The sequence below is a fragment of the Diaphorobacter sp. LR2014-1 genome (assembly GCF_002916785.1).
In the GTDB taxonomy this organism is placed as follows: domain Bacteria; phylum Pseudomonadota; class Gammaproteobacteria; order Burkholderiales; family Burkholderiaceae_C; genus Diaphorobacter; species Diaphorobacter nitroreducens.
Genome location: NZ_MTBE01000002.1, coordinates 87,093 through 99,980 on the forward strand (window position 1 = coordinate 87,093; position 12,888 = coordinate 99,980).

Below are 12,888 nucleotides of genomic sequence, written 5' to 3' on the forward strand. Positions count from 1 at the left end.
CACTGTACGCCGGAGTCAGCCGCCCTGTCCCTGCGGCGGCGCAATGCCCCGCACGGCCACGGCGCAATACTTGAACTCGGGAATCTTCCCGAACGGGTCCAGCGCCGCATTGGTGAGCAGGTTGGCCGCCGCTTCCACATAGGCAAACGGCATGAACACCGCACCGCGCGGCGTGCCGTCGTCGCGGCGCACACGCACCTGCACGGCACCGCGGCGCGAGCGGATCGCCGCCCAGTCGCCCGGCGCCAGCCCTAGGCGCGCCAGTTCGTCGCCGTGCAGCGAGGCCGTGGCGTGCGGCTCGATGGCGTCCAGCACGGCCGATCGCCGCGTCATGCTGCCCGTGTGCCAGTGCTCCAGCTGGCGGCCCGTGATGAGCACCAGCGGGTAGTCGGCATCAGGCCGCTCGTCGGCCGGGATGATGTCGGCCGGCACCAGCGTCACACGGCCCGTGGGCGTGGGAAAGCGCTCGGTGAATACGATGGGCTGGCCCGGGTCCTCGGCCGAGAGGCAGGGGTAGGTCACGCTGGACTCGCGCTCCAGCCGGTCCCAACTGATACCCGCGATGGCGCCGGCCATGGCCTGGCGCATTTCCTCGTAGACGGCAGCCACGCCAGCTTCTGCGCCCTCGTAGTCCCAGGCCAGGCCCATGCCCTTCGCCATCTGCTGCACGATCCACAGGTCGGGCCGCGCCTCACCCGGTGGCGTGAGCGCGCGCCGGCCCAGCTGCACCATGCGGTCGGTGTTGCTCACGCTGCCGGTCTTCTCGGGCCAGGCGCTGGCGGGCAGCACCACGTCGGCCAGCCAGGCGGTTTCGGTCAAGAAGATGTCCTGCACCACGAGGTGCGACAGGCGCGCGAGCGCCTGGCGCGCATGGTTCAGGTCAGGGTCGCTCATGGCCGGGTTCTCGCCCATGATGTACATGCCGCGCACTTTGTGCGGGTCGGCCTCATCGGCCAGGGCCTTGTGCATGATCTCGACCACGGTGTAACCCGGCGCGTCGTCCAGCGGCAAGCCCCAGAACTGCTCGAACCACGCGCGCGCCTCGGCGTTGTCCACGCGCTGGTAGTTGGGGAACATCATCGGGATCAGGCCCGCGTCGCTTGCGCCCTGCACGTTGTTCTGGCCGCGCAGCGGATGCAAGCCCGTGCCGGGCCGGCCGATTTGCCCGGTGACGGTGGCGAGGGCAATCAGGCAGCGCACGTTGTCGGTGCCATGCACATGCTGGCTCACGCCCATGCCCCAGAGGACCATCGACGCCTTGGCCGTGGCGAACGCGCGTGCCACCTCGCGCAGCGTGTCCGCGGGAATGCCGCAGAGCGGCGCCATGGCCTCAGGGCTGTAGGCGCGCACGTTCTCTCGCAGGGCCTCGTAGTTGAGCGCACGGTCACGGATGAAGGCCTCGTCGGCCAGGCCCTCTTCGATCACCGTGTGGATCAGCGCGTTGAGCACGGCCACATCGGTGTCGGGCCGGAACTGCAGCACGCGCCAGGCGTGGCGCCCGATGTCGGTCACGCGCGGGTCGGCCAGCACGATCTTTGCACCCCGCCGGGCGGCATTCTTGATCCATGTGGCGGCCACGGGGTGGTTGGATGTGGGGTTGGAGCCGATCACCAGAATAACCTCGGCATGCGCCACGTCGCTCACCGGGTTGCTCACCGCGCCCGAGCCCACGCCCTCCAGCAGCGCCGCCACGCTGGAGGCGTGGCACAGGCGCGTGCAATGGTCCACGTTGTTGCTGCCAAAGCCGGTGCGCACCAGCTTCTGAAACAGGTAGGCCTCTTCGTTGCTGCCCTTGGCCGAGCCAAACCCCGCCAGCGCCTTGGGGCCGTGCGCATCGCGCAGCGCACGCAGTCCGCCTGCGGCGCGCTGCAGCGCCTCGTCCCAGGACGCCTCGCGGAAGACCTCGCGCCAGTCCTCGGGCCTCACCGCGCCCTGCCAGTCCTTGGGGACGCCAGGTTTGCGCACCAGCGGCACCGTGAGGCGCTGCGGGTGGTGCGCGTAGTCAAAGCCAAAGCGCCCCTTCACGCACAGGCGGCCCCGGTTGGCCGGGCCGTCACGGCCGTCCACGCGCACGATTTTTTCGTCCTTCACGTGGTAGGTGACGAGGCAGCCCACGCCGCAGAACGGGCAGACCGAGTCCACCGTGCGGTCCACCTTCTGCGGGCCGATGTGGGTCTTGGGACTCAGCGCGCCCGTGGGGCAGGCCTGCACGCATTCGCCGCAGGCCACACAGGTGCTGGCGCCCATGGGGTCGTCCAGGTCGAAGACGATCTTGCTGTCGGCTCCGCGCAGCGCATAGCCGATCACGTCGTTGACCTGTTCCTCGCGGCAGGCGCGCACGCAGCGGTTGCACTGGATGCACGCGTCCAGGTGCACGGCCATGGCCGGGTGGCTCAGTTCGGGCGCGGGCTGCGCGCGGCGCAGTGCGGCCAGCGCGGGGCGCACGGCCACGCCCAGAGCCTCGGCCCAGGCGCTCAACTCGCCGTGCTGCCCTGGGGGCGTTAGTACTTGGTCAAATTGTGCTCCAGCGCTCTCCTGGCAAGCGCTAACAGCTATTGTTTTTGTAGCGTCGTTCCACTTGTAGCCGGTCTCTGGCATGTCGGACAGCAGCAGTTCCAGCACCATCTGCTGGCTCTTGAGCGCGCGGGGGCTCTGGGCGTGCACGCGCATGCCGGGCGTGGGCGCGCGGCAGCAGCTGGGCGCCAGCGTGCGCTCGCCCTCGATCTCCACCACGCAGGCGCGGCAGTTACCGTCGGGCCGCAGGCCATCGGTGTGGCACAGGTGGGGGATCTGCACGCCGTAGCGGCGCGCGGCCTGCCACAGGGTTTCGCCCGGAAGGGCCTGCAAGAGTTCGCCGTCGAGCTCGAACGGCACGGCGCCTGCGCCGGTGTGCGGTGCGGCGCTCATGGGCGATCCTCCGGCACTGCGGCGGGCGGGATGCGCTCGGTGCGCACGCCGCCGCGCGGCAGCGGCAGGTCGCCGGGCCAGGGGCCCTCGCCCACCTCATGCGCAAAGTACTTGTGGATGCAGCGGATCGGGTTGGGTGCCGCCTGCCCCAGCCCGCAGATGGAAGCGTCGGCCATCACCTGCGCCAGGTCGTCCAGCGTGTCCTCGTCCCACAGCGGTGCCTGCATGAGCTGCGCCGCCTTGGCCGTGCCCACGCGGCACGGCGTGCACTGGCCGCAGCTCTCGTGCGCAAAAAAACGCATCATGTTCAGCGCCGCATCGCGCGCGCGGTCGTGCTGGCTGAGCACGATCACGGCCGCCGATCCGATGAAGCAGCCGTGCGGCTGCAGCGTGTCGAAGTCCAGCGGCACATCGGCCAGCCGCGCCGGCAGGATGCCGCCCGACGCGCCACCGGGCAGGTAGGCATACAGCACGTGCCCTTCGGCCATGCCGCCGCAGTATTCATCCACCAGCTCACGCAGCGTGATGCCCGCGGGCGCCAGCTTCACGCCGGGTTCCTTCACCCGCCCGCTCACGCTGAAGCTGCGCAGCCCCCTGCGTCCATGGCGGCCGAAGCTGGCAAACCACTGGGGGCCCTTTTCCACGATGTCGCGCACCCAGTACAGCGTCTCGAAGTTGTGCTCCAGCGTGGGCCGGCCGAACAGCCCCACCTGGGCGATATAGGGCGGGCGCATACGCGGCTCGCCGCGCTTGCCTTCGATGCTCTCGATCATCGCGGACTCCTCGCCGCAGATGTAGGCGCCTGCCCCGCGGCGCAGCTCGATGCGCGGCAAGGCGCACGGCGGGTCGGCCTGCAGTTCGGCAATCGCTGTCTGCAGGAGGGCGCGGCAGCCGTGGTATTCGTCGCGCAGGTAGATGTACACCTCTGCGGTGCCCACCACCTGTGCAGCCACCAGCACACCCTCCAGGAAGCGGTGCGGGTCGCGCTCCAGGTAAGTGCGGTCCTTGAACGTGCCGGGCTCACCCTCGTCGATGTTCACCGCCATGAGGGCCACGCCCCCACGCTCCCCCGCTTCGCGTGGTCCGCTGCCCGCCGAGGGGGCCGTTGCCTCGCTCGGGGCGGCCTGGCGCCCGGCAAGGGCCGCCTGCTCGCGCACGATGCGCCACTTGCGCCCCGCCGGAAAACCCGCACCGCCCAGGCCGCGCAGGCCCGAGTCCTCCATGGCCGCAAGCACGCCGTCGGCCGGCACGCGCCCCTGCGCCAGGCCGGCGGCCAACGCATAGCCGCCGCGCGCCCGATAAGCGGCCAACCCCACCCACGGCGGCGCGACCACCTCCGGTCCGCGCGTGATGGCCGTTTGCGGCAGCGCTTCAAAATCAGGAGCTGTTGACGCTTGAGGGTGCTGGGCCTGAGCCCGATTCGGCATCAAATCGACCTGCTCCAGCACCGCGCCCACCGTGGCACGCGGTACCGGGCACTGGTGCACCACGGCCACGGGCGCCTGCTCACAGCGGCCCACGCACGGCGCGGCCTGCACACGCACGTCGCCATGGCCCGCGGCGCTCAGCCGCCCGGGCAGTTCGGCCAGCAACGCGTCGGCCCCCGCCATGCAGCAGGACAGCCCGTTGCACACGCGCAGCACCAGGCGTGGCGGCCCGTCGGCGTCGCGCAGCACCTCGAAGTGGTGGTAGAAGCTTGCCACCTCGTACACCTCGGCCATGGGCAGGTTCATCAGGCGCGCCAGCGCCACCAGGTGCCGCTCGTACAGCGCGCCGTGGCGATCGTTGATCAGGTGCAGGTGCTCGATAAGCCGGTCGCGCGCATAGCCCTCGGGCGGGCGCGCGCCGATCAGCGCCTGCACCTCGGCCAAGGCAGAGGCCTCGGGCTGACGACCCTTGAGGTGGGCCTTGCGGCGCAGGCGCTCGCGCAGATCGTCTGCCGTGGCCACGGGCACGGCGGTGAATTCGGGTCGGGAGATCATGGAATCGCGGGGAAAAGGAAGCGCAGGCAGTGTGCGCCGCGCCCCCCGCGGCGTCAATGCACGCCGTCCCACCGGGCAGGACTAAGGCCGGGCCCTGCTGTCCGGCACACCGCCCCGCGCTTGCCTGCGCGCACTTCGCTTGCCCTTGGCACCTTGGCCCCATACCGCTCCCGCTGCATGGCATTTCACCCAGCCGTCCTGCCTCCTTGCAAAGGCCGGTAAGATGCGCGCCCTTCAAAGCCGCGCTCCGCTCCTGGCTCCCGCCCGGCCCTGCAGGCCCCCGCCGCCGCACCCCTGGATTGCGGCACATGCGGGCCCTGCCCTACCACTCTTTCCGACGCTTTCTCGCTATGCAAACGACTTTCCGATCGCGTATCGCGCTGATCGCCGCCCCCGCGCTGGTCAGCCTCGGCCTGGCCGCACCCGCACTGGCCCAAGACATCACCCTGCGTGGCGCGGGCGCTTCCTTTCCTGCCAAGGTGTATGCCCAGTGGGCCAGCCACTATGCGCAGGAGCGCGGCACCAAGGTCCAGTACGCAGCCGTCGGCTCTACCCAAGGCGTGCAGCAGATCAAGGCGCAGCAGGTCGACTTCGGCGCCACCGACATTCCCCTGTCGCAGCAGGAGCTGGCCCAGCATCACCTGATCCAGTTCCCCACGCTGGTGGGCGGTGTGGTGCCGGTCGTGAACCTGCCGGGCGTAGCCAGCGGGCGGCTGCGCCTGGACGCGCAGGTGCTGGCCGCCATCTTCGCCGCACGCATCGACCACTGGAACGACAAGGCGATTGCCGCGCTGAACCCTGAATTGAAGCTGCCCAACCTGCCGATCACGCGCGTCGTGCGGGCCGACGGCTCGGGCACCACGCAAGTGCTGCTCGCCTACCTGCGGCAGGCCGCGGCCGCGGACGACAGCGCCATCCCCCTCAAGGAAGGACGTGCGAATTGGCCCGCCGGCGGCGCGATCCAGACCGTGGAGGGTTCCAGCAAGATGGTGGCGGCGGTGCAGGCCACCGCCGGTGCCCTGGGCTACGTCTCATCGGACTATGTGGTGGGCGACGGCCCCGCCGCCGTCGCGCTGCGCAACCGGCGCGGTGAATGGGTGACCCCTTCGGTGGCGAGTTACCGCGCCGCCGTGCGCGGCGCCAACCTGTTTCGTGACGGCCTGAACGCGCCGCCGCTGGTGGACGTGGACAGCCCCATGGCCTGGCCCATCGTGTCGGCCACCTACATCGTGATCAACAGCAAGCCCGCCGCGCCCGAGCGCACGGCACGCGCGCTCAACTTCTTCTATCGCTCGTTCCTGATGGGCGACCGCGCGGTGGCCGGCACCGGCTTTGCGCCACTGCCCGCCGAGACGCAGGCCCGCGTGGTGGCGCTGCTGAGCACGGTGCGCGCACCGGACGGCAAGCCGCTGCCCGTGATGGGCGGAGCAGAGGAAGGCGCGGGCGCGCGGCTCGCGCTGCGCTGAGCCGCGCGCCCTGGCAGATCAGGTGTTCTTGCTGATCGAGATGGTGGGGAACTTGCTGGAGAAGTCCTTGGCCTGCTGCGCGATCTTCACGGCTACATCGCGCGCCACCTTCTTGTAGATCTGCGCGACCTCGCCGTCAGGGTCGGCCACCACGGTGGGCTTGCCGCTGTCGGCCTGCAGGCGGATGTGCATGTCCAGCGGCAGCGCGCCCAGGTAGTCCATGCCATAGTCGGCGGCCATCTTCTTGCCGCCGTCGGCGCCGAAGATGTGCTCCACATGGCCGCAGTTGCTGCACACGTGCACGGCCATGTTCTCCACAATGCCCAGGATGGGCACGCCCACCTTCTCGAACATCTTGATGCCCTTCTTGGCGTCCAGCAGCGCAATGTCCTGCGGCGTGGTGACGATCACCGCGCCGGTCATGGGCACGCGCTGGGAGAGCGTGAGCTGGATGTCGCCCGTACCCGGCGGCATGTCGATGATGAGGTAATCCAGGTCTTTCCAGTTGGTCTGGCGCAGCAGCTGCTCCAGCGCCTGCGTGGCCATGGGGCCGCGCCAGATCATGGCCTCGTCCTGGTCCACCAGGAAGCCGATGGACATGACCTGCACGCCGTAGTTCTCGAGCGGCTCCATGGTCTTGCCGTCCTCGCTCTCCGGGCGGCGGCTGATGCCCAGCATCATGGGCTGGCTGGGACCGTAGATGTCGGCATCCAGCACGCCCACGCGGGCGCCTTCGGCGGCCAGCGCCAGGGCCAGGTTGGCGGCCGTGGTGCTCTTGCCCACGCCGCCCTTGCCCGAGGCCACGGCGATGATGTTCTTCACCTGCGGTAGCAGCTGTACGCCCCGCTGCACCGCGTGCGCGATCACCTTGGTGTTGATGTTGACCGACACGTTCTCCACGCCCGCCACTGCCTTGGCAGCGGCGATGAACTGGCGGCGCAACTCGGGCACCAGGCTCTTGGCGGGGTAGCCCAGCTCCACGTCGAAGGCGACATCGCCGCCGTTGATCTGCACATTGCGCACCGCGCGCGTGCTCACGAAGTCCTTGCCCGTGTGCGGATCCTGGACGCCGGCGATCGCCGCCAACAATGCCTGTTCTGTGAGTGCCATGGTTGTGTGGTTTGCTGAAGAGAAAGCCGGAGTCTAGCCAAGCGGCCTTGGCACTGGCGCGCCTGTGCCTTTGTTTGCCTACAGCCCACGCAGCTGGCGCGCCACGCTGCGCAGCATGCCGATGAACGCCAGCAGCCAGGCCAGCAGCGCCACGGCAAAGAACAGCCGGGGCAGCGCATCCAGAAAGCCAAAGGCCATGGCCTGGTCCATCTGCCAGGTGCAGGCCGCGTACATGCCCAGCGGAAACACCGCGCCCCAGTACAGTGGGTCGTAGCGCAGCGGAAAGCGGCGCACGCCGTGGCGCCAGATGCCCAGCAGCACCAGCATGGGAATCCACCAGGTGCCCGCGGCCCAGTAGAACACCGTGAAGCCCTTGAGGAACGGCAGCAGCGACACCAGGAACGGCGCCTGCGGCGCGTTCAGGATCAGCAGCGAGCCGGCCAGCGTGGAAATGGCCATCGCCCCCATGTTGATCCAGTACGGCGGCGACAAGTCGCCCGGTGAGAAGGGAAAGAACAGGTAGCGGTAGAAGATCAGCGCCATCATCCAGATGTAGAGCATGCCGCCCCACAGCCACATGGACAGCGCCAGCAGGTTGAGTTCCAGCCGCAGCGGCTGGCCGATGCGCGCGGCCAGCAGGGCGCTGGACACGGCCAGCGCCTGCGTGGACACCACGGCCAGCAGCCAGGCACCGCTGATGCCCCGGTCCAGCTGGGGCTTGTCCCGGCGGATGGTGAAGGCCGTGAAGATGGTGTAGGTCAACACCAGCCACAGCAGCGCCGCCAGCGCCCATAGCGCGAAGCCCAGCGGCACATGGCCCAGCAGCACGATGCACTGGCTGGCCAGGATGCCCGTGGCAGCCACCATGGTGAAGTAGCCGGTCCCGCGCGCGTGGTCCACCATGTCGCCAAAGAAACGCCGCGGATAGCGCCAGGCCCGCAGTACATACAAGGCCCACAGCACCACGTACTGCACGGCATTCAGGGCCAGCAACGCGCGCGCCAGCAGGGGATGGCCCAGCATGTCCGCAGCCAGTGAAACGATGCCTGTGGCCATGACCAGGCCGAAGTAGGCAGGCGACAGCTCGCGCAATCCCCCCTGCCCCGCCGGAGTAGCCAGCTGCGGCGGCGACCCCGGCGGCGTGTTCAACGCAGCTCCAGCCGTGCCGGCCCCGCCTGCACGCTGCCAATCACCGCCGCCTGCGCGAAGCCCTCGCGCGCGAACACCGCGAGCACGTCCTGCACGCTGTCCGGCGCGCAGGCCACCAGCAGGCCGCCCGAGGTCTGCGGGTCCGTCACCAACGCCTGTGCGGTGGCTGGCAGGCCGGCGGACAGCGCCACGCCGTCGCCATAGCCGGCCCAGTTGCGGCCGCTGGCACCGGTCACGAAGCCCGCCGCGGCCAGGTCCGCCACGCCGGGCAGCAGCGGCACGCGCGACCAGTCGATCTGCACCGTGACGCCCGCGCCGCGCGCCACCTCCAGCGCATGGCCAGCCAGGCCGAAACCCGTCACGTCGGTGATGGCGTGCACGCCGGGCAGCTCGGCCAGCAGCGGGCCGGGGGTGTTCAGGCGCGTGGTGGCGGCAATCATCTCGCGGTAGTGGGCGTCGGCCAGTTGCTCCTTCTTCAGCGCGGCCGAATACACGCCCACGCCCAGCGGTTTGCCCAGCACCAGCACGTCGCCCGGCTGGGCGCCGGCGTTGCGGCGCACCCGGTCCGGGTGCACCAGGCCCATGGCCACCAGGCCGTAGATGGGCTCGACCGAGTCGATGGTGTGGCCGCCCGCGATCGGGATGCCCGCCGCGCGGCACACGTCCTGCCCGCCGCGCACGATGGCGCCGATCACGTCCAGCGGCAGCGTGTTCACCGGCATGGCCACCAGCGCCAGCGCCATGATGGGCTTGCCGCCCATGGCGTACACGTCGGACAGCGCGTTGGTGGCAGCGATGCGGCCGAACTCGTATGGGTCGTCCACGATGGGCATGAAGAAGTCCGTGGTAGCCACCAGCGCCTGGCTCTCGTTCAGGCGGTACACGGCCGCGTCGTCCGAGGTCTCGATGCCCACCATCAATTCGGGCGGCATGACGGCGCCCGCGCCGCTTTGCTGCAGGATCTGCGACAGCACGCCCGGCGCGATCTTGCAGCCGCAGCCGCCGCCATGCGACAGCGAGGTCAGGCGCGGATGGGAAGGGGCGGCGGTGGGGGCGGAAGCATTCATGGCAAACAGGGAAAAAGCGCGGTGACGGACAATGGCGCCTGCCCCGACGCAAAAAAGTGTGCCGCGGGCGCGCCGCGCGCATCATCCCAGATTCGCACCTGCCCGGCTTTGTTCAGCACTGCATTCCCGTGTCCCACCACCGCCCCACCCGTCCCGAAGACCGCCACCAGTTCGACGCCCTCATCGACGCGCGCTCGCCCGCCGAATACGCCGAGGACCACATCCCCGGCGCGATCAACTGCCCGGTGCTGAACGACGAGGAGCGCGCCATCGTCGGCACCATCTACGTGCAGCAAAGCGCCTTCGAGGCGCGCCGCGTGGGCGGGGCCATGGTGGCGGCCAACCTGGCGCACCACCTGCGCACGCATTTCGCCGACAAGCCTGCGCACTGGCGCCCGCTGGTCTACTGCTGGCGCGGCGGCATGCGCAGCGGCTCCATGGTGCAGTGGATGCGCCTGGTGGGCTGGGACGCGCAGCAGCTCGCCGGCGGCTACAAGTCCTTTCGCCGCCATGTGATGACGCAGATCGAGACCTTGGTGCCGCAGCTGGAGCTGCGCGTGCTGGTGGGCGCCACCGGCAGCGCCAAGACGCGCGTGCTGCAGCAGCTGGCCGGCATGGGCGCGCAGGTGCTGGACCTGGAGCACTGCGCCCGCCACAAGGGCTCACTGCTCGGCGCGCTGCCGGGCGTACCCCAGCCGTCGCAAAAGAATTTCGAGACACAGATCGCCACCGCACTGGAGGCGCTGGACCTGTCCCGCCCCGTGTATGTGGAGGGTGAGAGCGCGCGCATCGGCCGCCTCACGGTACCCGTGCCGCTGGTGCAACGCCTGCGCGCCGCCGCGTGCATCGAGATCGAAGCCACGCCCGAAGAGCGCCTGGCCTACCTGCTGCGCGACTACGCTTACCTGGGCGACGACCCCGATGCACTGGCCAAGCGCCTGGGCACGCTCACCGAGCTGCAGGGCAAGGAAGTCGTGCAGCGCTGGCAGGCCTGGGCCCGGGCGGGGGAGCTGTCCGCGCTGTTCGCCGAGCTGATGCTGCTGCACTACGACCCGCACTACGGACGCTCGCAGGCGCGCAACTTCACGCACTGGGAGACACGCCAGCGCGTGGGCGCGCCGGACCTGTCGCCCGAGGGCATCGCCAGCGTGGCGCAGGCCGTGCTGGCGCTGGAATAGTTCGGCGTCAAATCAGGCTGCAGCGCTTTATGGATAAGCGCAAGCAGCTATCATTTTTGAAACCCTCTCGCGCACATGAAATCCCGGCGATTCGTGCGGGAACACGCCGCCTTCGGCTAGGCTCAAACCCACCTCATTCCTCAAGGACTCCTTTGTGAAATTGAAGATGGCCCCGAACTCGGGCTTCGCAATCCTGCTGCGCTCGCCCTGGTGGGTGAGCTTTGCCATCGCCGCCGCCATCGTGCTCGTCTGCGGCGCACTGCTGCCGAGGGACATCGCCCCGTTCGCCGCCATGGGCGCGCTGCCGATCGCCGTGATCGGCTGCATCGCCGCGTGGCGCCAGTGGCGCGCCCCCAGCGCCGCGCGCGTTCAGGGTGCCCTGCAGGCCGCTGCCGCCATGCCGTGGAAGGATTTCGCCAACACGCTGGAGCGCGCATGGCGCACCGAGGGGCACGAGGTGCAGCGCCTGGCCGGCCTGCACGCGGACCTGCGCATCACGCGGGGCGACCGCGCGGTGCTGGTGGCCGCACGCCGCTGGAAGGCCGCCACCCATGGCGTGGAACCCCTGCGTGAACTGCACGCCCAAGCGCAGCAGCAAGGCGCGCAGGCCGTGTACGTGGCGCTGACCGGCACCGTGAGCGAGACCGCACGCAGCTTTGCGCGCGAGCATGGCGTGGTGCTGCTGGAGGGCGATGCCCTGGCTGCCCTGCTGCTCAAGGCCACGCCCGCAGGTTAAAAAAAACGCAACCCAAGCCGCGTGGCTCCATGACCCACTCCCCTGCCCCTGCGCACACCGGCCTGGTGCTGATGGGCGGCGGCGCGCGCGCCGCCTACCAGGTGGGCGTGCTGCAGGCGATTGCCGACCTGCGGCTGGCTTGCGGCGAGCGGCGCGGGCCGGGGCCATTCGGCATCCTCACCGGCACCTCGGCCGGCGCCATCAACGCGGCGGCCCTGGCCTGTGGCGCGGACCAGTTCGACCGCACGGTGCGGCGCCTGGCGCGCGTGTGGACCCAGTTCCATGCCCGACAGGTGTACCGCGCCGACTCCCTGAGCGTGATGCGCAGCGGCGCGCGCTGGCTCACGCTGCTGTCGCTGGGCTGGGCTCTCACCCGCTGGAGCCGCATGCGCCCGCACTCGCTGCTGGACAACGCGCCGCTCGCGCAGCTGCTGGACCAGTTGGTGCCGCTGGCGCGCGTGCCGCGGCTGATCCGCGCGGGCCATCTGCGCGCCCTGGCGGTGACCGCGTCCAGCTACAGCTCGGGCCAGCACGTGGCGTTCTTTGACGCCGGAGACGCCCAGGAGCCCTGGGTACGCTCATTGCGCAAATCCGCGCGCGGCCCCATCACGCGCAACCACCTGCTCGCCTCGTCGGCCATTCCGTTCATGTTCCCGGCAGCGCCACTGGCCATCGACGGGCACACCGAATACTTCGGCGACGGCTCCATGCGCCAGACCGCGCCGCTGGCGCCCGCCATCCACCTGGGTGCGCGGCGCCTGCTGGTGGTGGGCACCAGCCGCACCTATGAGCCGCCGCGCCCCTGCATGGATGGCACGCAGCAGCCCTACCCCGCGCTGGCCCAGGTGGCGGGCCACACGCTGTCCAACATCTTTCTGGATGCGCTGTCGGTGGATATCGAGCGCGCCCAGCGCATCAACCAGACGCTGGCGCTGATTCCGCCCGAGGCGCGCAGCCACAGCCCGCTGCGGCCGCTGGAGCTGCTGGTGTTCGCCCCCTCGCGCAACCTGGACGAGATGGCGGCGCGGCATGTGTGCGACCTGCCGGGGACCATCCGCACCCTGCTCAGCGCGCTGGGCGTGCGTGCCGACCGGCCCGACGCGGGCACCGGCGCGCTGGCCAGCTACCTGCTGTTCGAGCGCGGCTACACGCAAGAGCTCATGGCACTGGGCCACGGGGACGCGATGGCGCGGCGCAGCGAGATCTGCGCCTTCTTCGGCTGGCAGGACCACGGCAATCCCGTGCGGGCGCCGCGGAACTGACACGCCCTAAAATCGAGGGTTGCGCCTCGAA

General features: G+C 70.1%; 9 protein-coding genes. 4 read left to right on the forward strand and 5 right to left on the reverse strand.

Features of this window, described 5'->3' with window-relative positions:
- Positions 1-15: 15 nt before the first annotated feature.
- Together fdhF and BV908_RS02325 are read right to left on the reverse strand one after the other, a co-directional pair.
- Positions 16-2,907: a formate dehydrogenase subunit alpha gene (fdhF, locus tag BV908_RS02320; protein WP_103737097.1), complete on the reverse strand. Its 2,892-nt coding sequence runs from the start codon at positions 2,905-2,907 to the stop codon at positions 16-18.
- Positions 2,904-4,889 (reverse strand): NADH-ubiquinone oxidoreductase-F iron-sulfur binding region domain-containing protein, encoded by a 1,986-nt coding sequence (locus tag BV908_RS02325; RefSeq protein ID WP_103737098.1) that lies wholly within the window; start codon positions 4,887-4,889, stop codon positions 2,904-2,906. Before BV908_RS02325 ends, fdhF begins: the two co-directional genes overlap by 4 nt.
- Before the next feature lie 350 nt (positions 4,890-5,239).
- Between BV908_RS02325 and pstS the strand changes: the two genes are divergently transcribed.
- On the forward strand, positions 5,240-6,355 hold the full coding sequence (gene pstS, locus BV908_RS02330; protein WP_103737099.1) for a phosphate ABC transporter substrate-binding protein PstS: 1,116 nt from the start codon (positions 5,240-5,242) through the stop codon (positions 6,353-6,355).
- Between the two features lie 18 nt (positions 6,356-6,373).
- Here the strand turns inward: pstS and apbC are convergent, their stop codons facing one another.
- The 3 genes from apbC to selD form a co-directional block, all read right to left on the reverse strand.
- A complete protein-coding gene (gene apbC / locus BV908_RS02335; protein ID WP_103737100.1) occupies positions 6,374-7,465 on the reverse strand; it encodes an iron-sulfur cluster carrier protein ApbC in 1,092 nt (363 codons plus the stop codon).
- Positions 7,466-7,543: 78 nt separating this feature from the next.
- Positions 7,544-8,614: a tellurite resistance/C4-dicarboxylate transporter family protein gene (locus BV908_RS02340; protein WP_103737101.1), complete on the reverse strand. Its 1,071-nt coding sequence runs from the start codon at positions 8,612-8,614 to the stop codon at positions 7,544-7,546.
- Positions 8,611-9,681, reverse strand: coding sequence for a selenide, water dikinase SelD (gene selD / locus BV908_RS02345; protein ID WP_103737102.1), 1,071 nt, complete (start codon positions 9,679-9,681; stop codon positions 8,611-8,613). The genes BV908_RS02340 and selD overlap by 4 nt, the downstream gene beginning before the upstream one ends.
- 128 nt (positions 9,682-9,809) lie before the next feature.
- Between selD and mnmH the strand changes: the two genes are divergently transcribed.
- The 3 genes from mnmH to BV908_RS02360 all read left to right on the forward strand — a co-directional run bounded on the left by mnmH (position 9,810) and on the right by BV908_RS02360 (position 12,857).
- On the forward strand, positions 9,810-10,859 hold the full coding sequence (gene mnmH, locus BV908_RS02350) for a tRNA 2-selenouridine(34) synthase MnmH (RefSeq protein WP_103737208.1): 1,050 nt from the start codon (positions 9,810-9,812) through the stop codon (positions 10,857-10,859).
- A 166-nt stretch (positions 10,860-11,025) separates the two neighbouring features.
- Positions 11,026-11,595 (forward strand): restriction endonuclease, encoded by a 570-nt coding sequence (locus tag BV908_RS02355; RefSeq protein ID WP_103737103.1) that lies wholly within the window; start codon positions 11,026-11,028, stop codon positions 11,593-11,595.
- Positions 11,596-11,624: 29 nt separating this feature from the next.
- Complete coding sequence (locus BV908_RS02360) at positions 11,625-12,857, forward strand: patatin-like phospholipase family protein (RefSeq protein WP_103737104.1); 1,233 nt, start codon at positions 11,625-11,627, stop codon at positions 12,855-12,857.
- The last annotated feature ends 31 nt before the right edge of the window (positions 12,858-12,888 follow it).

Coding starts and splice junctions, on each gene's coding strand:
- fdhF (WP_103737097.1), bottom strand. CDS start 2,907: ATGAGCGCCGCACCGCACACCGGCGCAGGCGCCGTGCCGTTCGAGCTC.
- BV908_RS02325 (WP_103737098.1), bottom strand. CDS start 4,889: ATGATCTCCCGACCCGAATTCACCGCCGTGCCCGTGGCCACGGCAGAC.
- pstS (WP_103737099.1), top strand. CDS start 5,240: ATGCAAACGACTTTCCGATCGCGTATCGCGCTGATCGCCGCCCCCGCG.
- apbC (WP_103737100.1), bottom strand. CDS start 7,465: ATGGCACTCACAGAACAGGCATTGTTGGCGGCGATCGCCGGCGTCCAG.
- selD (WP_103737102.1), bottom strand. CDS start 9,681: ATGAATGCTTCCGCCCCCACCGCCGCCCCTTCCCATCCGCGCCTGACC.
- BV908_RS02355 (WP_103737103.1), top strand. CDS start 11,026: ATGGCCCCGAACTCGGGCTTCGCAATCCTGCTGCGCTCGCCCTGGTGG.
- BV908_RS02360 (WP_103737104.1), top strand. CDS start 11,625: ATGACCCACTCCCCTGCCCCTGCGCACACCGGCCTGGTGCTGATGGGC.